23 protein-coding genes and 3 pseudogenes are annotated in these 20,892 nt (G+C 41.3%); 7 read left to right on the top strand and 19 right to left on the bottom strand.

From position 1 onward, the window contains the following. Positions 1-105 precede the first annotated feature (105 nt). Together AT689_RS06135 and AT689_RS13805 are read left to right on the top strand one after the other, a co-directional pair. Positions 106-1,188 carry a M24 family metallopeptidase gene (locus AT689_RS06135; protein WP_000040907.1) on the top strand — a complete coding sequence of 361 codons (1,083 nt, stop codon included), beginning with the start codon at positions 106-108 and terminating at the stop codon, positions 1,186-1,188. 61 nt (positions 1,189-1,249) lie between these two features. Beyond that, positions 1,250-1,384 (top strand): annotated as a pseudogene (locus tag AT689_RS13805) (GNAT family N-acetyltransferase); the annotation flags it as partial. A 128-nt stretch (positions 1,385-1,512) separates the two neighbouring features. On the opposite strand, the pseudogene AT689_RS12975 reads toward AT689_RS13805, so the two are convergent. From AT689_RS12975 to AT689_RS06075, 9 genes and pseudogenes are all read right to left on the bottom strand, one after another. After that, a pseudogene (locus tag AT689_RS12975) lies at positions 1,513-2,334 on the bottom strand (IS3 family transposase). A 226-nt stretch (positions 2,335-2,560) separates the two neighbouring features. Next, positions 2,561-3,022, bottom strand: coding sequence for an ECF transporter S component (locus AT689_RS06115; RefSeq protein WP_000814982.1), 462 nt, complete (start codon positions 3,020-3,022; stop codon positions 2,561-2,563). Further along, positions 3,000-3,773 (bottom strand): bifunctional hydroxymethylpyrimidine kinase/phosphomethylpyrimidine kinase, encoded by a 774-nt coding sequence (locus tag AT689_RS06110; RefSeq protein ID WP_000794768.1) that lies wholly within the window; start codon positions 3,771-3,773, stop codon positions 3,000-3,002. Before AT689_RS06110 ends, AT689_RS06115 begins: the two co-directional genes overlap by 23 nt. After that, positions 3,763-4,512 carry a tRNA pseudouridine(38-40) synthase TruA gene (truA, locus tag AT689_RS06105; protein WP_000199195.1) on the bottom strand — a complete coding sequence of 250 codons (750 nt, stop codon included), beginning with the start codon at positions 4,510-4,512 and terminating at the stop codon, positions 3,763-3,765. Before truA ends, AT689_RS06110 begins: the two co-directional genes overlap by 11 nt. A 317-nt stretch (positions 4,513-4,829) precedes the next feature. Then, the gene (locus AT689_RS06095) at positions 4,830-5,981 is read right to left on the bottom strand and encodes an MFS transporter (RefSeq protein WP_000808709.1); all 1,152 of its coding nucleotides are present in this window, start codon (positions 5,979-5,981) and stop codon (positions 4,830-4,832) included. A gap of 239 nt (positions 5,982-6,220) precedes the next feature. Continuing rightward, positions 6,221-6,850, bottom strand: a complete 630-nt coding sequence (locus tag AT689_RS06090; RefSeq protein ID WP_000912206.1) for a Pr6Pr family membrane protein — start codon at positions 6,848-6,850, stop codon at positions 6,221-6,223. A gap of 2 nt (positions 6,851-6,852) precedes the next feature. Continuing rightward, positions 6,853-7,191: a zinc ribbon domain-containing protein YjdM gene (locus AT689_RS06085; protein WP_001061586.1), complete on the bottom strand. Its 339-nt coding sequence runs from the start codon at positions 7,189-7,191 to the stop codon at positions 6,853-6,855. Positions 7,192-7,321: 130 nt separating this feature from the next. Further along, on the bottom strand, positions 7,322-7,993 hold the full coding sequence (cmk, locus tag AT689_RS06080) for a (d)CMP kinase (RefSeq protein WP_000849378.1): 672 nt from the start codon (positions 7,991-7,993) through the stop codon (positions 7,322-7,324). An 8-nt stretch (positions 7,994-8,001) separates the two neighbouring features. Then, positions 8,002-8,478 carry an SAG1386/EF1546 family surface-associated protein gene (locus tag AT689_RS06075; RefSeq protein WP_001040906.1) on the bottom strand — a complete coding sequence of 159 codons (477 nt, stop codon included), beginning with the start codon at positions 8,476-8,478 and terminating at the stop codon, positions 8,002-8,004. Between the two features lie 51 nt (positions 8,479-8,529). On the opposite strand from AT689_RS06075, the gene AT689_RS11740 reads away from it, so the two are divergent. Further along, positions 8,530-8,736, top strand: coding sequence for a ferredoxin (locus AT689_RS11740; RefSeq protein WP_000705155.1), 207 nt, complete (start codon positions 8,530-8,532; stop codon positions 8,734-8,736). Between the two features lie 50 nt (positions 8,737-8,786). On the opposite strand, the gene AT689_RS06065 is transcribed toward AT689_RS11740, so the two are convergent. The 7 genes from AT689_RS06065 to AT689_RS06040 form a co-directional block, all read right to left on the bottom strand. Beyond that, positions 8,787-9,752 (bottom strand): glycosyltransferase family 2 protein, encoded by a 966-nt coding sequence (locus AT689_RS06065; RefSeq protein WP_001823585.1) that lies wholly within the window; start codon positions 9,750-9,752, stop codon positions 8,787-8,789. A 1-nt stretch (position 9,753) separates the two neighbouring features. Further along, on the bottom strand, positions 9,754-10,773 hold the full coding sequence (galE, locus tag AT689_RS06060; RefSeq protein ID WP_001156537.1) for a UDP-glucose 4-epimerase GalE: 1,020 nt from the start codon (positions 10,771-10,773) through the stop codon (positions 9,754-9,756). A 102-nt stretch (positions 10,774-10,875) separates the two neighbouring features. Then, the gene (locus tag AT689_RS13435) at positions 10,876-11,022 is read right to left on the bottom strand and encodes a hypothetical protein (protein ID WP_001810478.1); all 147 of its coding nucleotides are present in this window, start codon (positions 11,020-11,022) and stop codon (positions 10,876-10,878) included. Positions 11,023-11,028: 6 nt separating this feature from the next. Continuing rightward, positions 11,029-12,132 carry an NAD(P)/FAD-dependent oxidoreductase gene (locus AT689_RS06055; RefSeq protein WP_000754670.1) on the bottom strand — a complete coding sequence of 368 codons (1,104 nt, stop codon included), beginning with the start codon at positions 12,130-12,132 and terminating at the stop codon, positions 11,029-11,031. Positions 12,133-12,148: 16 nt separating this feature from the next. Then, positions 12,149-12,946 (bottom strand): Nif3-like dinuclear metal center hexameric protein, encoded by a 798-nt coding sequence (locus AT689_RS06050; RefSeq protein WP_000881171.1) that lies wholly within the window; start codon positions 12,944-12,946, stop codon positions 12,149-12,151. Next, on the bottom strand, positions 12,933-13,610 hold the full coding sequence (locus AT689_RS06045; RefSeq protein WP_000624092.1) for a tRNA (adenine(22)-N(1))-methyltransferase: 678 nt from the start codon (positions 13,608-13,610) through the stop codon (positions 12,933-12,935). Before AT689_RS06045 ends, AT689_RS06050 begins: the two co-directional genes overlap by 14 nt. Positions 13,611-13,711: 101 nt before the next feature. Beyond that, positions 13,712-16,048 (bottom strand): cation-translocating P-type ATPase, encoded by a 2,337-nt coding sequence (locus tag AT689_RS06040; RefSeq protein WP_000360070.1) that lies wholly within the window; start codon positions 16,046-16,048, stop codon positions 13,712-13,714. A 132-nt stretch (positions 16,049-16,180) separates the two neighbouring features. On the opposite strand from AT689_RS06040, the gene AT689_RS06035 reads away from it, so the two are divergent. Then, positions 16,181-16,930, top strand: coding sequence for a lysophospholipid acyltransferase family protein (locus AT689_RS06035; RefSeq protein ID WP_000500207.1), 750 nt, complete (start codon positions 16,181-16,183; stop codon positions 16,928-16,930). Between the two features lie 291 nt (positions 16,931-17,221). Here the strand turns inward: AT689_RS06035 and AT689_RS06030 are convergent, their stop codons facing one another. From AT689_RS06030 to AT689_RS06020, 3 genes are all read right to left on the bottom strand, one after another. Continuing rightward, entirely contained in the window at positions 17,222-17,836 is a 615-nt protein-coding gene (locus AT689_RS06030; protein ID WP_000531723.1) for a CadD family cadmium resistance transporter, read from the bottom strand. A gap of 815 nt (positions 17,837-18,651) precedes the next feature. Then, a complete protein-coding gene (rpsO, locus tag AT689_RS06025) occupies positions 18,652-18,921 on the bottom strand; it encodes a 30S ribosomal protein S15 (RefSeq protein ID WP_001018251.1) in 270 nt (89 codons plus the stop codon). Between the two features lie 140 nt (positions 18,922-19,061). After that, entirely contained in the window at positions 19,062-19,691 is a 630-nt protein-coding gene (locus tag AT689_RS06020) for an NAD(P)-dependent oxidoreductase (protein WP_000762090.1), read from the bottom strand. A gap of 238 nt (positions 19,692-19,929) precedes the next feature. Between AT689_RS06020 and AT689_RS13670 the strand changes: the two are divergent. From AT689_RS13670 to AT689_RS06005, 3 genes and pseudogenes are all read left to right on the top strand, one after another. After that, positions 19,930-20,304 (top strand): annotated as a pseudogene (locus AT689_RS13670) (hypothetical protein). Between the two features lie 256 nt (positions 20,305-20,560). Continuing rightward, positions 20,561-20,701 (top strand): MazG-like protein, encoded by a 141-nt coding sequence (locus AT689_RS06010; RefSeq protein WP_000422775.1) that lies wholly within the window; start codon positions 20,561-20,563, stop codon positions 20,699-20,701. A gap of 6 nt (positions 20,702-20,707) precedes the next feature. Further along, entirely contained in the window at positions 20,708-20,884 is a 177-nt protein-coding gene (locus tag AT689_RS06005) for a MazG-like protein (RefSeq protein ID WP_000166031.1), read from the top strand. Positions 20,885-20,892 lie beyond the last annotated feature (8 nt).

The raw sequence follows: 20,892 nt of genomic DNA, 5'->3' as shown, positions 1-20,892 counted from the left end.
AGAACTCCGTTATCTTGTCGGAGTTTTTTGTCTTTTCTTTTACCCTTCTCCCTTGCATTTTCTCTCATTTTTTGCCAAAATAGAGGGGTAGAAAGAAGGTAGCATATGTCTAAATTACAACAAATCCTAACATATCTTGAATCAGAAAAACTAGACGTCGCTGTCGTATCTGACCCCGTCACAATCAATTACCTCACTGGTTTTTACAGTGATCCCCATGAACGCCAAATGTTCCTCTTTGTCCTAGCGGATCAGGAACCTCTCCTCTTTGTCCCAGCTCTTGAAGTAGAACGTGCAAGTAGCACCGTTTCCTTCCCAGTAGTGGGCTATGTCGATTCTGAAAATCCATGGCAAAAAATCAAACATGCTCTTCCACAACTTGACTTCAAACGTGTCGCTGTTGAGTTTGACAATCTCATCTTGACCAAATACCATGGTTTGAAAACAGTTTTTGAGACTGCTGAGTTTGACAACCTCACTCCTCGTATCCAACGCATGCGCCTCATCAAATCAGCTGATGAAGTGCAAAAAATGATGGTTGCAGGTCTTTATGCTGACAAGGCTGTTCATGTTGGTTTTGACAATATTTCTCTTGATAAGACTGAGACAGATATCATCGCACAAATTGACTTTGCCATGAAACGTGAAGGTTACGAAATGAGCTTTGATACCATGGTCTTGACTGGTGATAATGCTGCGAATCCACACGGCATTCCAGCAGCTAATAAGGTTGAAAATGATGCTCTTCTCCTCTTTGACCTGGGTGTTCTGGTCAATGGCTATGCGTCAGATATGACTCGTACAGTCGCTGTCGGCAAACCAGACCAATTCAAGAAAGATATTTACAACTTGACTCTTGAAGCCCAACAAGCTGCTCTTGACTTTATCAAGCCAGGTGTGACTGCTCATGAAGTGGACCGCGCTGCCCGTGAGGTCATCGAAAAAGCTGGTTATGGTGAGTACTTCAACCACCGTCTCGGGCATGGTATCGGTATGGATGTCCATGAATTCCCATCTATCATGGAAGGAAACGACATGGTCATCGAAGAAGGCATGTGCTTCTCTGTTGAACCAGGTATCTATATCCCTGGTAAAGTCGGTGTTCGTATTGAAGACTGCGGTGTTGTTACCAAGGATGGCTTCGACCTCTTTACAAGCACCAGCAAAGATTTGCTTTATTTTGATTAAACTATATAGCCCCTATGCTTTCCTTTCAAAATATCTAGGGGCTATTTTATTGTCATTTTTCTGCTATTATGCTAAAGAAATTGGCTGCAATAATCTAACCCTAAGTGTCTGGAATGATAACGAGGGTGCTCTCCGCTTTTATCAAAGACAAGGGATGAAACCCCAAGAAACAACAATGGAAATGATAATTGATTAAGAAGTCATCTATCAAAAGATGTTAGAAAAAGTTCAATTTCACTAGAAAATGAGGAAAATCTTCCCACAATAAAACGCATAGTATCAGGTGTTGAATATGTACTGCCCCCCAAAAGTTAGACAATTAATTTATCCGAAGGATTTAGTTCTGTATTGCACAAGGCTAAGTCCTTTTAGTTTTACCTTAATTCGTTTATTGTTGTAGTAATCAATATAGTCTACAATAGCTTGTTCCAATTGATTAAGTGATTTAAATGTTTTCTCATAGCCATAAAACATTTCCGATTTCAGAATCCCAAAGAAGGACTCCATCATACCGTTGTCTTGGCTGTTTCCCTTGCGTGACATGGATGCTTGAATTCCCTTACTCTCTAGGAACCGATGATAAGAATCGTGTTGGTATTGCCAGCCTTGGTCCTTATCTGTTTTGTCTAGCTGTTTCAAGTGATAGTAGTAGGTCGAACGAGCTAGTTTAATGGCTTTTAGAAGAAGATCTAACGAAAACTCAGTCATTAATTCTTGAACAATTTCTGTCTTTCTTCTTTCTCTTTTTCCTCCTTCAATCGGAGTTCTCTTAACTTTTTTAGGATGGCATTCTCCGCTCTCAGGTACTCTCCCTCTTGTTTTCTCAACAATAGTATACCCGTTTTTCCTGTATTGTGCTAACCAGTTAAGAAGTATCGTACGACTTGGGAGGCCGTATTCAAGAGAAACTCTATCTTTAGTCTAGCCTTCATGTCAGACTTTATTAATCATTTCTTGTTTTAAATCAGGAGAATAGTAACGATTTTTCCCTTTTTTGACGAACTCTATTCCGTAACGATCAATCAATTTAATCATGTACCTAAGATTAGAATTGTTTATCCCAAATTTATTTGAAAGCTTCTCTAAGCTATATCCTTGTTTTCTAAGTTCATAGATCTGAACTTTATCATCATAAGTTAGTTTCATAATAAAACACCCCAAAAGTTAGATTTTTTCTGTCTAACTTTTGGGGGGCAGTTCATTCAACACCTGATACTATGCGTTTTTCTTATTTGAAATACTTTTTACTCAACCTCTTTATACTCAATGAAAATCAAAGTGCAAACTAGAAAGCTAGCCTCAGGCTGCTCAAAACAGTGTTTTGAGGTTGCAGATGGAAGCTGACGTGGTTTGAAGAGATTTTCGAAGAGTATTACTTAATCTTCTTGATACTTTGACTAAGAATAAATCCTACAATCATCCCTACCATATTTTGCATGAAATTTGGTAGAATTTCTGGGAGGGCTGCTGCCCAGCCATTCATCAAAGTAGAACCCAAGGCGTAGCCTCCTACCATGGCAATAGTTGCTAAAATAAGGCCTAACCACTGACTTTTTCCTTTAAATCCTGCGAAAAATCCCTGCAAGCCATGGTTGACCAAGCTAAAGAACATCCACTGAGGGTAGCCTGATAAGAGGTCAATCAAGAAACTTGCTAGTCCTCCGACTACCGCTCCTTCACGACTACCAAAGTAAAAGGCCGCAAAGAAGACACCAGCATCTAAAAGAGTTAGAATTCCTGTAGGTGTTGGGATTTTTAAGAAATAACCTAGAACCACAGAAAGGGCGGTTAATAGGGATACAAGGGCGATTTTAGTTGTTTTTGTTTGCTTCATATTGTCTTACTCCATACTGATCTGCTTGTGCAATAGCACGATAAACGAAAGCCTTAGAGCTTTCTACTGCTGGCAAAAGTTTATCACCTTTAATCAAGTGACTGGCAATGCTAGAGGCAAAGGTACAACCTGCACCAGCATTTTGGCCTTGGATAACTGGATTTTCTAGGATAGTAAAGGTCTGTCCATCATAAAAGACATCCACAGCCTTGTCCTGACTAAGACGATTGCCTCCCTTGATAATGACTGCTGGCGCTCCTAAATCATGCAATTTCTGCGCTGCAGTTTTCATGTCTTCCAAGGTTTTAATTTCCTGACCGGATAATAATTCTGCTTCTGGGAGATTAGGCGTAATCACACTGACATAAGGGAAAAAGCGAATCAACTCTTGGCAGAGCTCACTGACAGCTACATCATGCGTTTCCTTGCAGACCAAGACAGGATCCAACACCATAGGTACTCCTGGGCGTTGTTTGATAAAGTCCAAGGCCTTCTCAGCCACACTGACAGTAGGGAGAAGACCAATCTTAATTCCCCCAAATTCCACATCACGCAAGCTATCTAATTCATGTTGAAAAATGGTATCATCAGTTGGAAAGACTTCAAATCCTTTTTCTGTCAAGGCTGTCAAACAAGTCACTGCTACAAACCCATGCAAGCCGTTCAAGGTATAGGTAGCCAAATCAGCTGACAGTCCACCACCACTAAAAATATCATTTCCAGAAAGTGCTAAAATACGATTATTCTTCATAACGAATCTCCTTTAAATACAAACCATTTGGTGCTGCAGTGGGACCTGCAAGTTGCCTGTCCTTCTTCTCCAAGATGAGATCAATCTGCTCTACTGGCATGCGGTTGTTACCGATTTTGAGAAGAGTCCCCACCATATTGCGAATCTGTTTATACAAGAAACCATTTCCTGAAAAGGTAAAGGTCAAAAATTGTCCTGTCTCATCGACTATTAAACTAGCTTCTGTGATGGTGCGAACCTTATCCTCTACACTAGTCCCAGAGGCTGTAAAACCGGTAAAATCATGGGTTCCCTCTAGCTTTTTGATTGCAATCTGCATTCGTTCCACATCGAGTGGGTAGGGAAAGTGGGTGGCATAGTGACGGCGCATCGGATTTTTGGGCCGTCCTCTATCCACAGTAAACTCATAGGTCTTGCTATGCTTGGCATAACGGCAATGAAAATCATCTGCCACAAGCTCAATCAAAATCACATCAATATCTTCAGGAGACTGGGTATCCAAGGCAAAACGGAGTTTCTCCTCATCCATCTGATAAGGCAGGTCAAAATGAATGACCTGTCCCAGGGCATGAACCCCACTATCTGTCCTACCAGCACCGTGAACAGTAATGGTTTGCCCTTTATTTAATCTGGTCAAGGTTTTTTCAATTTCTTCCTGAACGCTACGCGCATGAGGCTGGCGCTGAAAGCCAGCAAAGGCATAACCATCATAGGAAATAGTTGCTTTATATCTCGTCATAGCCTCTATTTTATCAAGAAATTAGTCTGTAAACAAGGACCTAAAACAAATATTGTATGGGTATAAAAATCTCATACTCTTCGAAAATCTCTTCAAACCACGTCAGTTTCCATCTGCAACCTCAAAACACTATTTTGAGCAACCTGCGGCTAGCTTTCTATAGTAGATTGAAATAAGATATGAACAACTCTATTAGGAAAGTCAAATTAATTTCTAGAAATATTTTAGCAGCTACAGCGTACTATTCCAAACTCAATCAACTATAGTTTGCTCTTTGATTTTCATTGAGTATCAAAAGAAAAACTTAGGAATCAATCCTAAGCTCTCTTCTGAAGTAGGTACATGACAAAGATAGAGATTACAATCAACCAACCTCCTAAGATACTAAAGACCAACATTCCATTGTGAGTTAGTAAGCCAATTGCACCTAGAACGAATGGGGTCGTAAAGGCTCCGAAACTACAGCCTAATACAGCAAATGAAGTTGCTTGATTGAGGAGTTTAGCTGGAATTCGTTCAGAGACAAGTTGAAAGACCGTCGTCAAGACTACACTATAGGCAAATCCAGCCAGAACACTTCCTGCTACTACCACCCACAAGGATGAAGACAAGGCAATCACGATTTGCCCCAAGCCAAAGGTAATACCAGACCAGAGGAGCAGTTTCTCTTTAAAGATAGAAATCAAGAAAGAAAAACTCACCCCAGCCACAATCCCGATCAACTGCATGATACTAAGAACAAAACTAGATAACTGGGCATCCCCCAATCCTCTTTCCACCATCAAACTTGGAATACGGATGGTAATAGCTGTATTGGTACAAACTACAACTGCCGCTTCGATAGCTAAGGTAAAAATCAAGCCTTTCATTTCTCGAGTTAAACGACTTGCTTCCTTCGCTCTTTTCTTGACTTCTTTCTTTGATTTTCCATAAGGGACAAAGAGCAGATAAAGGGGCAGCACCAAAAATCCAGCACTATAGGCTAGAAAGATAGCTGTCCAACCAAAGGCCAACAACTGACCGACGGCCAAGGTAATGAGAGAAGCTCCAACGACCTCTGCAGAAGCGCGTAGCCCTAACATCTGAATTCGCCTTTTTCCTTGGTAGCGTTCACTGATAATAGAAATGGCCTTGGCATTGATCATCCCAAGACCCAAACCAAAGAGAAGCCGTGTTCCAAAGACAAAGGGATAGGCTTGGTACCAGAAGGGAGCTGTACCGCTCAATGATAAAATCAGCAAGCCCAAACTAATCTGTAAGCGCTCAGGAAATATTTTTTCTAAGAAACCATTTAGCAGTAACATCATCATGATTCCAAAGGAAGGCAAGCTCACCAAGAGCTCAATTTGTTCCTTAGAATAACCCTGATAATAGTCAAACATGGCTGGTAGGGCACTCGAAATGGAAAAGGAGGTAATCAAAACGAGGGAGAGAGCCAAAATGCTGGCCCGTTCTAAAAATTGTTTCATGAAATCTCTTTCTATATTTCTCTTAATCTTCTACTTTTTTGATAGTTATCAAATAAGCAAGAAAAGAAGAAGCCTCATTGGTTTGTAGACTCCTTCTTAAATTCGAAAATGAATCCCTTGTATCTTATACTCAATGAAAATCAAAGAGCAAACTAGGAAGCTAGCCGCAGGCTGCTCAAAACAGTGTTTTGAGGTTGCAGATGGAAACTGACGTGGTTTGAAGAGATTTTCGAAGAGTATTAGGATGACTTTCTCTTGATTTGCTTGATAAAGTAGAAAATAAATCCTGCTACCATATAGGCAACAAAGATAATCAGACACCACTTAAACACAACATTCCAACCCTTGTTCACATTCAAAAAGAAGTAAGGGAAAGGATTATCCTTGGCATTTGGAATATTGAGTTTTAGAACCAAGCCATTAAAAAGAGCAAACATCATATACAGAAAGGGTAAAATGGTCCACACTGCTGGATCCCAAATCTTGTATTGACCCTGTTTGTCAAAAAAGAGGGTATCCGCTAAAAACCAGATGGGAACGATATAGTGGCAAAGGAAATTTTCTAGGGTATAGAAATTAGTCGCAATGGGCGCCAAGAGGAAATGGTAAATCACACAGGTAATCATGATACTCATGGTGACCCCACCTTTTAAGCGCAAGAGACTTGGTCTTTGCCAATTTTCACCTACACGGCTCATAACCTTTAGAAGATAAAGGGTAAAAATAGTTACCAAGAGGTTGGACAGAACCGTGTAATAGAGAAGCATCCCAAAACCACCATGCTTAGTAATTTCAAGATAAACTCCCGTAAAAGCCGCTAGAAACAAGAAGATACGGCTATAAAATACAAGTTTATAGTGTTTTAACATGCTTAAATCTTCCTCACAAACTCTGATTTAAGTTTCATGGCACCAAAACCATCAATCTTACAGTCGATATTGTGGTCGCCTTCTACGATGCGGATATTTTTCACGCGCGTCCCTTGTTTCAAATCTTTTGGCGCACCTTTTACTTTCAAGTCCTTGATGAGAGTTACTGTATCACCATCAGTCAATTTATTTCCGTTGGCATCGATAGCGACAAGACCTTCTTCTGCTTCTGCAACTTCAGCAGGATTCCACTCATGAGCACACTCTGGGCAAACCAGTAGGGCACCGTCTTCGTAGACATACTCTGAGTTACATTTTGGACAATTTGGTAAATTGTTCATGGTTTCTCCTTATCATCATTCACTATTCTTTGAAAATCAAAATTTCTCGAACAGCAACTATTATACCCTAAAATCAGCATTTTGACAAATTTAGAAAAAAACCGATATCAATCTATCGGCTTTTCTACATTTACATTCTTTTTTCAGCTTCTGCTTTGATTTTTTCAACTACTTCTTGAATGTTCAAACCAGTTGTATCAAGGTAGACAGCATCCTCTGCTTGTTTGAGAGGAGAAGTCTCACGATGACTATCCTTGTAGTCACGCGCAGCAATTTCCTTTTTTAGGGTTTCAAGGTCTGTTTCAATTCCCTTGGCAATATTTTCCTTGTAACGACGCTCTGCTCTCTCATCAACAGAAGCTACTAGGAAAATTTTCAATTCTGCTTGTGGCAATACAACAGTTCCAATATCGCGACCATCCATGACAATCCCGCCTTGCTGGGCAATTTCTTGTTGGAGAGAAACCAGTTTCTCACGCACTTCAGGAATTGCTGCAATAGCAGAAACATGATTGGTCACTTCATTTTCACGGATAGGATGGGTAATATCCACATCTCCTACAAAAACAAGCTGGTCTCCAGTTTCTGAACGTCCAAAGCTGATTGGATGCTGGTCCAACAAGGCTAGAAGGGCTTCGACTTCTTCAACTCCTAATTGGTTCTTAAGAGCCATATAGGTCGCTGCACGATACATAGCTCCTGTATCAAGGTAGGTGAATCCAAAATCCTTAGCAATAATCTTTGCGACCGTACTCTTACCGCTGGAAGCAGGACCATCAATAGCAATTTGAATTGTTTTCATATCGGCTCCTATTTTATTTTTATAACATCACCTGGATTAGCAAACCAAGATCCTGTAGCCATGTGCCCAGGATTCAAGGCCTCTAACTGAGCAATGGAGATTCCTGCACGAGCGGCAATAGCTGCTTCCCCTTCTCCTGCGAGAACTTTAATCGTTCCTTCAGGATTAGCAGCTTCTTCTGAACTACTAGAAGTAGATTCTGGCTCTGAACTCTGCTCAGGCTGAGAACTGCTTGAAGATGAGATTTGTACTACACTTGCATCAGAATCATGAAAGTCTTTTAAGGCTGCTGTGCGATTACTCCCCCCCGATGATAGATAGATGAGAACGATGACCATCACCACCACAATTACAAAGAAAATACTAGCTAGGATCGTCAAAATACGATTAGCCATCCTATCAGCCCCTCCGTGGTTTCGATGCCGACGCTCTGCTCTTGATTCTTCTTGATCATAGATATCTTCTTGCCACGGTTCTTTTGCCATACCTTACTCCTTGTTTTTTTTTACTTTTCTTATTACAATATAAATATGAACATGAAAATCACACTTATACCTGAACGATGTATCGCCTGTGGGCTTTGCCAAACTTATTCTGATTTATTTGATTACCACGATAATGGAATCGTGCGTTTTTACGATGACCCTGACCAACTGGAAAAAGAAATTTCTCCTAGTCAGGATGTCTTAGAGGCTGTTAAAAATTGCCCAACTCGCGCCCTGATTGGAAACCAGGAAGCCTAAATCAATGGCTATAATCCACTCCCTCTAGTTTAGCACATTTCCATGTAAAATTATAGTCTTTTCACTTTATTTTTTTCTGTAAAATCAGGAAGGTCACTTTTTTCTTTGATAAGATAAAGTGGTCTTTTTTTAGTCTCTAAATAAATCTTACTGATATACTTGCCGAGAATCCCAATGGTCAAGAGTTGAATGCCTCCAAGAAAGAGAATAACAGCCATCAGAGAGGTCCAACCAGATGTCGGATTGCCCAAAATGAGGGTCCGAACCACAACAAAAAAGGTCATCAGCAGAGAAAGAAAACAAGATAGGAGACCAGCTACAAAGGCTATAGTCAAAGGGAAATCTGAAAAATTAACAATCCCTTCAATGGAGTAAAAAAAGAGTTGCCTAAAACTCCAACTGGTCTTGCCAGCCTGCCTTTCGACATTTGGATAGTCCAGATAGTGGGTTTTAAAGCCGACCCAGGCAAAGAGTCCCTTAGAAAAACGATTGGACTCAGTCAAGCTTAAAATGGCATCGACCACAGACCTTCTCATCATACGAAAATCACGGACACCCGACGGCAGAGCTACTGGGCTGATTTTTTGCATGAGGCGATAAAAGAGAACAGCACAGAAACTGCGAAAGAAGGGTTCTCCCTCCCGACTAGTTCTCCGTGTCCCAACGCAGTCCAAGTCTACATTTTTGTCTAGTACATTTTTCATCTCAAACAACATACTAGGAGGATCTTGGAGGTCTGCATCCATCACCACCACCAAATCTCCTGTCGCATATTGCAAGCCTGCATAAAGGGCTGCTTCTTTGCCAAAATTTCGAGAGAAAGAAATATAATGGACTGCCGGATTTTGCTCCCGATAGGCCTTTAAGAGTTCCAAGGTCCCATCACTTGATCCATCATCGACAAAGACATACTCGATTTCTGTTTCCAAATCTGGAAGTAAAGCTTCCAGAGCCTGATAAAAAAGAGGAAGTACTTCCTCTTCGTTTAAACAAGGGACGATGATTGAAATCATCATCTTAGTCTTCAAATCCATTTGGATGCTTGCTCTGCCAACGCCATGCGTCTTCACACATTTGGGTGATGTCGAGTTCTGCTTCCCAACCGAGTTCTGCTTTAGCTTTTGCTGGGTCTGAGTAGCAGGCAGCGATATCACCTGGGCGACGTTCTACGATGCGGTAAGGAATAGGACGTCCCACCGCTTTTTCCATGTTTTGGATAATTTCAAGAACTGAGTAACCTTTACCAGTTCCAAGGTTATAAACGTTTAGTCCTGAACCTTTTTGGATTTTTTTCAAAGCTGCAACGTGACCCTTAGCCAAATCGACAACGTGGATATAGTCACGAACACCTGTTCCATCTTCCGTATCGTAATCGTCTCCAAACACTTGCACTTGCTCTAATTTTCCAACGGCTACTTGAGTCACATATGGCAAGAGATTGTTTGGAATACCGTTTGGATTTTCTCCCAAATCACCACTCTCATGGGCTCCGATTGGGTTAAAGTAACGAAGCAAGACAACATTCCATTCTGAGTCTGCTTTGTAAATATCGGTCAAAATTTCCTCTAGCATGAGCTTGGTACGACCGTATGGGTTGGTCACTGAAAGTGGGAAATCTTCCAAGATGGGCACTGTGTGCGGATCCCCGTAAACTGTCGCAGAAGAACTGAAGATGATGTTTTTACAGTTGTTTTCTTCCATGGCTTTCAAAAGGCTGACAGTTCCAGCGATATTGTTGTCATAGTAGGCAAGAGGGATACGTGTTGATTCGCCAACAGCCTTCAAACCAGCAAAGTGAATGACACCAGTCGGTTCTTCCTGCTTGAAAATATCTCTGAGGGTATCTGTGTCACGAATATCTGCCTCATAGAAAGGAATCTCAACTCCTGTGATTCTTTCAACAACTTCTAAACTCTTACGATTGCTATTGACAAGATTATCCACCACAACAACTTGATGGCCTGCTTGGATCAATTCAATAACAGTGTGGGTTCCAATAAAACCGGCACCACCAGTTACCAAAATCTTTTCTTGCATCTTTTTTCCTCGATTCTCAGATTATTTTTTCTTATTTTACCATTTTTGACAGGGAATGTCATTTGCCATCCTAAACTACCTGATAAAATTTCAGTAAAATGCTTATACTCTTCGAAAATCCAATTCAAACCACGTCAACGTCGCCTTGCCATGGGTATGGTTACTGACTTCGTCAGTTCTATCCACAACCTCAAAGCAGTGCTTTGAGTAACCCGCGGCTAGTTTCCTAGTTTGTTCTTTGATTTTCATTGAGTATTATTCGCTTTTTACTCGTTTGACATAGTTTTCAATTGGGTAATTTAGAGGGTCCAAGGTCAACTCCTTGTCTTGGATCAGTTGGGCTAGATGGTAACCAATGATAGGACCAGTTGTGAGGCCTGATGAACCTAGTCCACTGGCTGCATAGACACCTGCCAATTCTGGCACCTGCCCAAAGAAGGGAGAGAAATCACTGGTATAGGCACGGATTCCCACACGCTCAGCCCTTGAAGTCGCTCTAGCTAAAACTGGGTAATGAGGCAAGGCCGCCTCCTCCATTTGTTGGAGCAAGGGTTCATCTACCGTCAAATCAAATCCCATGTCATTTTCATGGGTAGCGCCCAAGGATAATTTCCCACCTGCAAAGGGAATCAAATCCCACTCCCCTTCTGGCATGACAACAGGGTAATCTTCCATGTCTTGGGCAAGCTGATAATCTCGTAGTTGTCCTTTTTGAGGACGGACATCCACTTCATAACCTAAAGGCTCTAACATGTCCCCCAACCAAGCTCCCGTTGCCAAAATAACCTGATCAAACACCTCTTCGCCAATCTGGTAGCCTGATGATAAGAGTGTCAGAGTCACTTTTTCTTTGACCAGCTTGACATGACTGGCTTCTAGCAGACGAGTTACCAAGAGTTGGCCATCTACTCTCGCTCCACCAGAAGCATAGAGCAGGCGGTCAAATCCCTGCAAACCAGGGAATAATTCATTAGCTGAAGCTTGGTCCAGAATGGCTAATTGCCCTATCAAGGGAGATTCTTCTCTGCGCTGGAGGGCCAGTTGATAAAGTTCTTCCAACTTGGATTCATCCTTTTTCAAGAGAAAGACTCCCGAACGCTGGTAAAAGTCGATTTTTTGTCCTGATTTCTCTAAATCAGCTAATAAATCCACATAAAAGTCAGCCCCCAAGCGCGCCATCTTGTACCAGGCTTTATTACGGCGTTTGGAAAACCAAGGACTGATAATTCCTGCTGCGGCCTTGGTGGCTTGACCTTGCTCATGGTCAAAAACGGTCACCTCTAGGTCACTTTCTCTCGAGAGGTAGTAGGCAGCTGTTGCTCCCACAATTCCTGCTCCAATAATGGCAACTTTTTTCATTGTCTTCACTTTCTAACTAGATATGACGGAAAGGATTGGTCGATGCTTGACTAGGTAAAATCTCTAGTTCCCAGCCTTTTTTCTCTTTCCATTGAGTAAGGAGTGCTGCGATTTTTTCCACAAAAAGCACTTCGATATAGTGACCTGGATCCAATGCTAACAAGCCATCAGACAGCATATCCTGAGCAGTATGGTAGTAGATATCACCAGTGATATAGACATCTGCCCCCTTTGCCAAAGCATCCTTATAGAAAGACTGCCCGCTTCCACCACAAATTGCTACTCTTGAAATAGGCTTCTGCAAATCATTCTCTTGATAATGCACCATTCGAAGGCTATCTAGGTCAAAGACTTGCTTGACCTGTTGGGCCAATTCCCAAAATGTCTGAGGCTGAATATTCCCAATACGTCCAATTCCACGTTCTGGACCTGTTTCCTGCAGATAAGTCGTCTCCTCGATTCCTAGCATCTGACAAAACCAGTCATTGAGCCCATTTTCAACGATATCAATATTGGTATGGCTGACATAAACTGCGATATCATGCTTAATCAGGTCGATGTAAATCTGATTTTGCGGACGGCTGGCAAGCAAGTCCTTGATAGGACGAAAGATAGGCGCGTGCTTGACGATAATCAAGTCCACACCCTTTTCAATGGCCTCTGCCACCGTCTCTTCACGAATATCGAGGGCAACCATGACCCTTTGGATACCCTTGTCTAAAGTGCCAATTTGCAGACCACGGCTGTCTCCCTCCATAGAAAATTCCTGAGGGCAAAAGGCTTCATAAGCTTGGATCACTTCACTTGCTAACATGGAGCACCTCCTTGATAGCTTGAATCTTATCTACTAGAACTTGACGTTCTTCCAGATTTTTTTCTGGGATTTGTCCGAGGGCGAACTCTAGCTTCTCAGCTTCTTTTTGCCATTTTTGGACAAATACTGGACTGACTTCTTTGGACAAGAAGGGACCAAAGCGAACATCACTGGCTGATAGCTTCATTTGTCCTGCTTCCACCACCAAAATCTCATAAAACTTTCCAGCTTCTTCTAAGATGCTTTCTGCTACAATCTGGAATCCATGATCCTGTAGCCAGATACGCAAGTCGTCTTCACGATTATTGGGCTGGAGGATCAAACGCTCTACATTAGCTAACTTCCCCAAACCTTCTTCTAAAATCCTAGCAATCAAACGACCACCCATGCCAGCAATGGTAATGACAGACACTTGGTCAGTCTCTTCAAAAGCTGCCAAGCCATTGGCTAAACGGACTTGGATTTTCTCCTTTAGGCCGTGAGCCTCAACATTTTTAACCGCAGACTGATAGGGACCTTCCACCACCTCACCTGCAATAGCGCTTTTGATTTGGCCTCTCTCAACCAACTCGATAGGTAGATAAGCATGGTCACTTCCCACATCTAGTAAAATAGCCCCCTGTGACACAAAGGAAGCTACCAATTCTAATCTCTTTGAAATCATCTTCTCTCACTTTCCAAAACTCTATTACCTCTTATTATACCACATTTCGGCTGGCAATCTTGTACCTAAAAAAACTGCAATCCACAGATTGCAGTCTTTCTTTATTTTCTAGCTTGATAGCGACTAGTCAGGATGAAAATCACTGTAAAGACCAACATCATGACACCATAAACAGGCAACGTTTGTTCTGTCAAGGTTGAAATTTCAAGCAGTTTTTGGATTCTTGGGAAGAGAGCTGTGGCTAGGAAGCCTCCTACTGACCAGACAATCAATAGGACTCGCCATAGAGTGAATGGCATGCAGGCTCTAAATACGGATAAGAAACCAATTGACCCCAAGAGATAATAGAGGAGAGTTGAGATTTCTAACTCAGACCAACCTTGGCTACTCCCAAATATTTTCACAAACAGGACGCTAAACACGACCATGAGAGCGCTTGGTAGGGCACGAAGCATGGATTTTCTGAGGAAATTCTGCTCAACAGGTTTGATATTTCGCTCAAAAGTCAGAACGAATGGTGGGAAACCTTCCACAAACTGGTCAATCATGGTAATCTGGATCGGAATGAAGGGGAAAATCAAAATCCACTCTGACCGACCTAGTAAAGCACTGGCAATACAGATGACTGCTAACAGGAAGGAATAGATGGTCTTTATCAAGAAAATCGGGGCGATGTGGGCAATGTTATTGACCACGCGACGACCCTCGAAGAGAATCTCAGGAACATCATTAAAGTCTGAGTTCAAGAGAACCAGATTGGCAATCTGACGGGTTGCTGGATCCCCCTCCGCCATCACGATAGAACAATCCGCCTCACGAAGGGCCAAGATATCATTAACCCCGTCCCCTGTCATAGCCGTTGTATGACCCGCTTTTTTCAACGTTTGGATGATGAGTTTCTTTTGATGAGGGGAAACACGTCCGAAAATAGCTGTCTCCTCCGCCATGGCCATCAATTCCTCATCGGTGATTTTTGAGCAATCTACATAGCTGTGATAGTCCGCAAAACCAGCCTTCTGGGCAATGCTAGACACCGTAACTGGATTGTCACCAGAGATAATCTTGAGTCCTACCTCCTGAGAACGGAGATAGTCCAGCGTCTCTGCTGCTCCCTCTCGAATGGGGTCCAAGATTTCCAGCAAGGCTAGAGCCTGAATATCAGATGGTTTCTGTGGTTTGTGATGGTCTAATTTCTCCTGACTGAGAGCTAAGACCAAGACACGTGATCCTCTCTCCAAGGCCTCCCTGGCTTCTGGGACTTCAGAATCCAGCAACATCTCAGGTGCCCCTAAGAAAACTGTCCCCAAGCCTTCTAACTCCATAGCCCCCCACTTGCGGTCGCTGGAGAAGGGAAGATTGGAAATCATAGGATAAGCAACATCTCCCACAAAACGCTGGCGAATGGCTTGGGCAGTTGGATTCTTATCCTCACTATGGGCCATGTAGCTAGTCAAGATGCTGGCAATAGCCTCTTCACCATACGTTTCCGTCAACGGAAGAACAGCCTCCACCTGCATCTTTCCTTGGGTGATGGTACCCGTCTTGTCCAGACAGAGCATATCCACGCGCGCCAAGGTCTCAACAGAGTACATCTCCTGCACCAAGACCTTTTTCAAACCTAGCTTGATAACTGCAGTCAAGAGCGAAGTAATGGTCAAAAGGGCAATTCCCTTAGGCAACATTCCCAAAAGAGCTGTCGACGAGTTTACAACAGATGACTTGAGAGGCAGGCCTTTTAAAAGCAAGGCTTCCAGCAAGAGAGCCAGACCAAAGGGAATGATAATCTTCCCAGTAAAACCTGCTAGCTTGTCCAGCGATTTCATGATACGGGAGTTGATGGGTTTAACGGTCTTGGCTTCCAGCATAAGTTTGGCGGCATAGTTGTCTGCACCGACATGATGGACACGAGCTAAAACTGACCCACTAGCCAAGAAACTTCCTGACAAAAGTAAGTTGTCAACTTCCTTTTGCACCAAATCACTTTCTCCCGTTAACATGGCTTCATTGACTTCCGCAAAGCCTTCCAAAACCAAGGCATCACTAGGAATCTGCTCTCCTACAGACAAACGAATGACATCTCCTAGCACTAATTCTTCAGGATTAAGAGCAACTTCCTGACCATCACGGATGGTTTTGACCTTTTCCTTGGTCATGAGATTGAGCTTGTCCACCATGTGTTTGGCTCGTAGCTCGGTCACAATCCCAGAAAAAGCGTTAAAGCAGATAACAGCAAAGAAGACCAGATTGCTCCAAGCCTGCACAAAGGCAAGGGCCAAAGCAATGGCAAAGTTCAAAGCGTTAAAAAGGGTAAAGACATTTCGTTTAACGATTTGCCAAGTGCTGGTACTGGCTGATGCGGTAAAGTCATTGACCAAACCCTCAGCCTGTCTTTCCTTGACTTCTCTTTGGGTTAATCCCATAATCTTATTTTTATCCATAAATTCTATTATATCATTTTTTTTAACAGAATTCTAATTTCATCCCAAATATGCATCTAGTCAAGGGAAAAGTTTGCCAGCCCTCCTTTGATAAGGTATAATAATAACAAGAAAACAATCGAAGGAGATCGCATGTTTTATACTTATTTGCGTGGATTAGTTGTATTGCTCCTATGGTCCATCAATGGCAATGCTCACTATCATAATACTGATAAAATTCCTAATCAAGATGAAAATTATATTTTAGTTGCGCCTCACCGTACCTGGTGGGATCCTGTTTATATGGCCTTTGCGACCAAGCCAAAACAGTTCATCTTTATGGCAAAAAAAGAACTCTTTACCAACCGTATCTTTGGTTGGTGGATTCGTATGTGTGGCGCCTTTCCCATCAACCGTGAAAATCCCAGCGCCTCAGCCATCAAATATCCTATCAACGTTCTCAAAAAAAGTGACCGCTCTCTCATCATGTTTCCAAGTGGTAGCCGCCACTCAAACGATGTCAAGGGGGGCGCAGCACTGATTGCCAAAATGGCCAAGGTCCGTATCATGCCGGTTACCTACACCGGTCCCATGACTTTGAAGGGCTTGATTAGCCGTGAACGTGTCGATATGAACTTTGGAAATCCAATCGATATCTCAGATATCAAGAAAATGAATGATGAAGGCATTGAAACAGTCGCCAATCGTATTCAAACAGAATTCCAACGTCTGGACGAAGAAACGAAACAATGGCACAATGATAAAAAACCAAATCCACTCTGGTGGTTTATCCGCATCCCTGCCCTCATCCTTGCTATTATCCTCGCTATCCTAACCATCATCTTTAGCTTTATCGCAAGCTTCATCTGGAACCCAGATAAGAAAAGAGAAGAACTTGCATAGAAGAAATGAACCTTGGCCAAACAGCTAAGGTTTTCATTTATATAGTAGATTGGAACTAGAATAGTACACCTCTACTTCTAAAACATTTTTAGAAATCGATTTGACTGTCCTGATCGATTTGTCCTATTCTTATTTCATTTTACTATATTTATAAGAATCTCCTAATCAAATCAAAAGCCACTCTACAATAGAGTAACTTTAAGATTGTCCATTTATACTCAATGAAAAAGCCCTCTGAAAATCAGAGAGCTGATTTGAGCTCGGGCTAAAATCCTAGTGAAACAAAAAAATCTACACGATCAGAAAAGTCTCTATCGTGCCATTTTCATACATGATGTATAGTCCAAGTAGAATGAATACTAAGGGCACAATGATTCGCTCGTATTTTTCAATTGTCTCGAATATTAACGGAATAGAGGATAACACCCTACTAATCTCGCAAAAGATAATTATGCCGATTACAAACACAAGCAAGGCCACGAGGGTCTGTGACCAATCTAACGAAGCAAAATAAGGTATATAGATACCTAAATTATCTCCGCCAGACGCAATTGTCAGCAATGTAACTGTCCAAAACAGTTGATTTGCCTTGCTTTGTTCTAATCTTTCAATAATTTCTTCCTCTTCTTCTTCCGCATCTTCTCCAACAATTGCAAAGCGAATCCCTAAATAGATAGGGATTAAACCAAGCAATCCAACCATCCATTCTTCAGGCACGAAATTAACGACATAAGCAGCAACTAAACTCGCCCCTACAAGTAAGCCTGTGCCTAGATATTGCCCCGCATAAATATGCCATTTCTGTTTATTCTGTGATAGCTGTGCAAATAAAATAATTAAAATAATTAAATAATCGATACTGGTGGAAATATAAACACCAATAGCAGATATGATTGTCTGTCCCATAAAAAAAACCTCCTGTATTAGTCAGTAATAAATCAGCAGATTTTAGGAGAGCACAGACACATTAATTTAGCTATCGCTAGTGGGTAATGTCGAACGTAGGAAAGCATTTTACTCCTCCTCAAAACGTAGTTACAAAGTAATTTCTAACTGGAATTCAGTGACTACTTCCATGTAAAGTATAACATACTATACTTTACTTTGTAAAGAGTGGGCTCTTCTAGGGGGCTTGCATACAGCTACTCGGCTTGAAAAGCCGAGTAACTGCGCACCTTTATGGTGTAATTAGCTGATACCGTTTGAGGTTTTTGTAGTCTCCAAAATTGTTACCGATAAAACCTCAATAAAAAAGCCCTCTGAAGTCAGAGAGCTGATTTGAGCCCGGGCTAAAATCCTAGTGAAAAAGATGAAACTCCTTGTGCTCATCGAACACTGTGTCATTTCCCTATTTTCATACGGATTTTTGACGCCCTTAGCATCATGATTCTTGCTAGATAAATCGTTTATAGACTAGGCGACGAGGCGAAGATCGTACGAAACTTTCAGTGAAACAAAAAAAATCTCCCCGAAGGGAGAAAAGCTGGTTTATTTTACCTTACAGTGCTAGGAACCGTAACCAAAGATTATACTTGAGTATATCGAGGTAAGGTGACAACGCAAAAAAGCTACCCAATTTAGAGTAGCTTCATTATCAAGATATGCTCAATTGAACACGGCCTAAGCACTTGGCAAAAAAGATAAAATCTCCTAGAAACTGAAGTTTCTTCGTCAATTTTCCTATTTTTGCTTTGTGCTTTTGACAGCCTTTGTATCTTGAATTAGCGACGAAGTCCTAGAGAGTTGATCAACTCACGGTAACGGTTAACGTCGTTTTTACGCAAGTATGCAAGCAAGTTACGACGGCGACCGATTTTTTTCATCAATCCACGGTAAGTAGCGTGGTCTTTTTTGTGTTGTTTGATGTGTTCGTTAAGGTGGTTGATTTCCCAAGTAAGGACAGCAACTTGAACCTCTACTGAACCTGTATCACCTTCGTGACGTGCATATTGTGCAATGATTTCATTTTTTTTCTCTTTTGAGATTGCCATGATGTTTCTCCTTTTTATTTGGCTTCATCCGAGTGACAGGTTGGCATGCCTGTAACCAAGAAGAAGTTATTTGTCTTTACGACAATCCCTATTTTACCAAGATTTAAATTTTCTGTCAAACATTAATACTCTCATAGTTATTATTTTTCAAGTAAAGAGATACGTTCTTTTATATGATGACCTTTTTCAAGTTCATCTACCAATCCAATAGCATAATCTGCATAACTAATCTGGCTTATTCCTTTTTCATTAGTAGTAAAAATTTCTCCTGCTAGAATGTAGTTTCCTGTTTTTTCACCATCGGGAATAAAATCTACAGCAGGACTGACAAAAGTCCAGTTGAGATTATTTTTTGTACGAAGAAGATCCAATTCATCCGCTTGATCTTTTGCTAGTGACTTAAATTCTTCAGGAAAATCAGACGTATCTAAAAGTCGTGTCGTTTTTGTTTCATCTATATAAAGACTTCCTGCTCCCCCTACAACTAGAAAACGTGTCTGTGTTCCAGCAAGAAGCTGATTAAATAGTTCGATTGATTTGCTGTGGAGCGGTAGCGTATCTGGTGTATAAGCACCAAACGCTGAAATAACAGCATCAAATCCAGTAAGATCATCTTTTGTCAACTCAAATAAATCTTTTTTAATAATAGACTCAGCTTGACTTTTGTTTTCAGAACGAACAATAGCCGTTACTTCATGTCCTCGTTTGACTGCTTCTTCAACAATTGCTTTCCCCGCTTGTCCATTTGCTGCAATAACTGCTAGTTTCATTTTTTATACCTCTCTTGTTGTAATTATTTTAGTTACAATAATTGTGACACTCTTAATAATCAATGTCAATAGTCTTGCTTAATTATTATCAAAATATTTCTACCAAGAAAACTAACTATGATTCTAGTGAAAAGAAAAATCTTCTTTGTCAACAAATTTACTTTCTTGTTTTAAACATGCTATAATAATCATAGCAAGAGATCTAAGTTGTCTGTTTTTTTAAAACGAGGTGATTATCATGCGTAGATTCTATTCCCATCTCCCCTACTATCTGGTCATATTATTCTTTTATTGGCCACTTTATGAGTTGTTCTTACTAGTTGTTTCTGACCCCCTTACACTCAAGGAACTCTATATAAACAATCTTCTCTTCTTTACACCTCTGGTAATCTTGATTATATCGTTACTCTATAGCTACCGTTTCCGTTTCTCACTTTGATGGTTAGTTGGTAACGGACTGCTCTTTTACTTTACTATCATAACCTTTGGTGAGTTTATACTAATTTACTTGCTAATCTATGAAACAGTTGCTCTGGTCGGCATGGATTCTGGTATTAGCATCAAGCATATTCTACAAAAAATGAAAAACAAAAAACTTTCACAAAATCCTTGAAAAATCTCACAATCATGCTATAATAATCCATAGAGACAAGTCACTTAGTCCCTTTCTACTAGAGAGTGCGTGGTTGCTGGAAACGCATAGGAAGTCTAAACTGATACTACTCTTGAGTTTTTTATGAAAACATAAAACGGTGGCCACGTTAGAGCCGATCAGAGGTGTCCCTCTCTTTTGAGGTACATAAATGAAGGTGGAACCACGTTGCGACGTCCTTTCGAGGATGTCGCATTTTTTTATTAGGATACTAATTATGGAGTTGCAAGAATTAGTGGAGCGCAGTTGGGCAATCCGACAAGCTTATCACGAACTGGAAGTTAAGCATCATGATTTCAAGTGGACGGTAGAAGAAGACCTCTTGGCTTTATCTAATGATATTGGAAATTTCCAATGACTGGTGATGACAAAGCAAGGACGCTACTATGATGAAACACCCTACACACTGGAACAAAAACTTTCAGAAAATATCTGGTGGCTATTAGAACTTTCTCAACGTTTGGATATAGACATTCTGACGGAAATGGAAAACTTCCTCTCTGATAAAGAAAAGCAATTGAACGTTAGGACTCGGAAGTAGTCTGCTGA

This window comes from Streptococcus pneumoniae (assembly GCF_001457635.1).
Lineage (GTDB): Bacteria > Bacillota > Bacilli > Lactobacillales > Streptococcaceae > Streptococcus > Streptococcus pneumoniae.
The sequence above is the reverse complement of the archived record's forward strand: the minus strand, read 5'-3'. Positions and strand labels throughout refer to the sequence as shown.

What these genes read in the sequence shown, in the direction of transcription:
- rpsO (WP_001018251.1), bottom strand. Translation starts at nt 18,921, where the DNA reads ATGGCAATCTCAAAAGAGAAAAAAAATGAAATCATTGCACAATATGCA.
- AT689_RS06110 (WP_000794768.1), bottom strand. Translation starts at nt 3,773, where the DNA reads ATGAAGAATAATCGTATTTTAGCACTTTCTGGAAATGATATTTTTAGT.
- AT689_RS06050 (WP_000881171.1), bottom strand. Translation starts at nt 12,946, where the DNA reads ATGTTAGCAAGTGAAGTGATCCAAGCTTATGAAGCCTTTTGCCCTCAG.
- AT689_RS06040 (WP_000360070.1), bottom strand. Translation starts at nt 16,048, where the DNA reads ATGGATAAAAATAAGATTATGGGATTAACCCAAAGAGAAGTCAAGGAA.
- AT689_RS06085 (WP_001061586.1), bottom strand. Translation starts at nt 7,191, where the DNA reads ATGAACAATTTACCAAATTGTCCAAAATGTAACTCAGAGTATGTCTAC.
- cmk (WP_000849378.1), bottom strand. Translation starts at nt 7,993, where the DNA reads ATGAAAACAATTCAAATTGCTATTGATGGTCCTGCTTCCAGCGGTAAG.
- AT689_RS06075 (WP_001040906.1), bottom strand. Translation starts at nt 8,478, where the DNA reads ATGGCAAAAGAACCGTGGCAAGAAGATATCTATGATCAAGAAGAATCA.
- AT689_RS06030 (WP_000531723.1), bottom strand. Translation starts at nt 17,836, where the DNA reads ATGGGACAGACAATCATATCTGCTATTGGTGTTTATATTTCCACCAGT.
- AT689_RS06095 (WP_000808709.1), bottom strand. Translation starts at nt 5,981, where the DNA reads ATGAAACAATTTTTAGAACGGGCCAGCATTTTGGCTCTCTCCCTCGTT.
- AT689_RS06010 (WP_000422775.1), top strand. Translation starts at nt 20,561, where the DNA reads ATGGAGTTGCAAGAATTAGTGGAGCGCAGTTGGGCAATCCGACAAGCT.
- AT689_RS06020 (WP_000762090.1), bottom strand. Translation starts at nt 19,691, where the DNA reads ATGAAACTAGCAGTTATTGCAGCAAATGGACAAGCGGGGAAAGCAATT.
- AT689_RS11740 (WP_000705155.1), top strand. Translation starts at nt 8,530, where the DNA reads ATGAAAATCACACTTATACCTGAACGATGTATCGCCTGTGGGCTTTGC.
- galE (WP_001156537.1), bottom strand. Translation starts at nt 10,773, where the DNA reads ATGCAAGAAAAGATTTTGGTAACTGGTGGTGCCGGTTTTATTGGAACC.
- AT689_RS06055 (WP_000754670.1), bottom strand. Translation starts at nt 12,132, where the DNA reads ATGAAAAAAGTTGCCATTATTGGAGCAGGAATTGTGGGAGCAACAGCT.
- AT689_RS06035 (WP_000500207.1), top strand. Translation starts at nt 16,181, where the DNA reads ATGTTTTATACTTATTTGCGTGGATTAGTTGTATTGCTCCTATGGTCC.
- AT689_RS13435 (WP_001810478.1), bottom strand. Translation starts at nt 11,022, where the DNA reads ATGAAAATCAAAGAACAAACTAGGAAACTAGCCGCGGGTTACTCAAAG.
- AT689_RS06045 (WP_000624092.1), bottom strand. Translation starts at nt 13,610, where the DNA reads ATGATTTCAAAGAGATTAGAATTGGTAGCTTCCTTTGTGTCACAGGGG.
- AT689_RS06135 (WP_000040907.1), top strand. Translation starts at nt 106, where the DNA reads ATGTCTAAATTACAACAAATCCTAACATATCTTGAATCAGAAAAACTA.
- truA (WP_000199195.1), bottom strand. Translation starts at nt 4,512, where the DNA reads ATGACGAGATATAAAGCAACTATTTCCTATGATGGTTATGCCTTTGCT.
- AT689_RS06090 (WP_000912206.1), bottom strand. Translation starts at nt 6,850, where the DNA reads ATGTTAAAACACTATAAACTTGTATTTTATAGCCGTATCTTCTTGTTT.
- AT689_RS06115 (WP_000814982.1), bottom strand. Translation starts at nt 3,022, where the DNA reads ATGAAGCAAACAAAAACAACTAAAATCGCCCTTGTATCCCTATTAACC.
- AT689_RS06065 (WP_001823585.1), bottom strand. Translation starts at nt 9,752, where the DNA reads ATGATGATTTCAATCATCGTCCCTTGTTTAAACGAAGAGGAAGTACTT.
- AT689_RS06005 (WP_000166031.1), top strand. Translation starts at nt 20,708, where the DNA reads ATGACAAAGCAAGGACGCTACTATGATGAAACACCCTACACACTGGAA.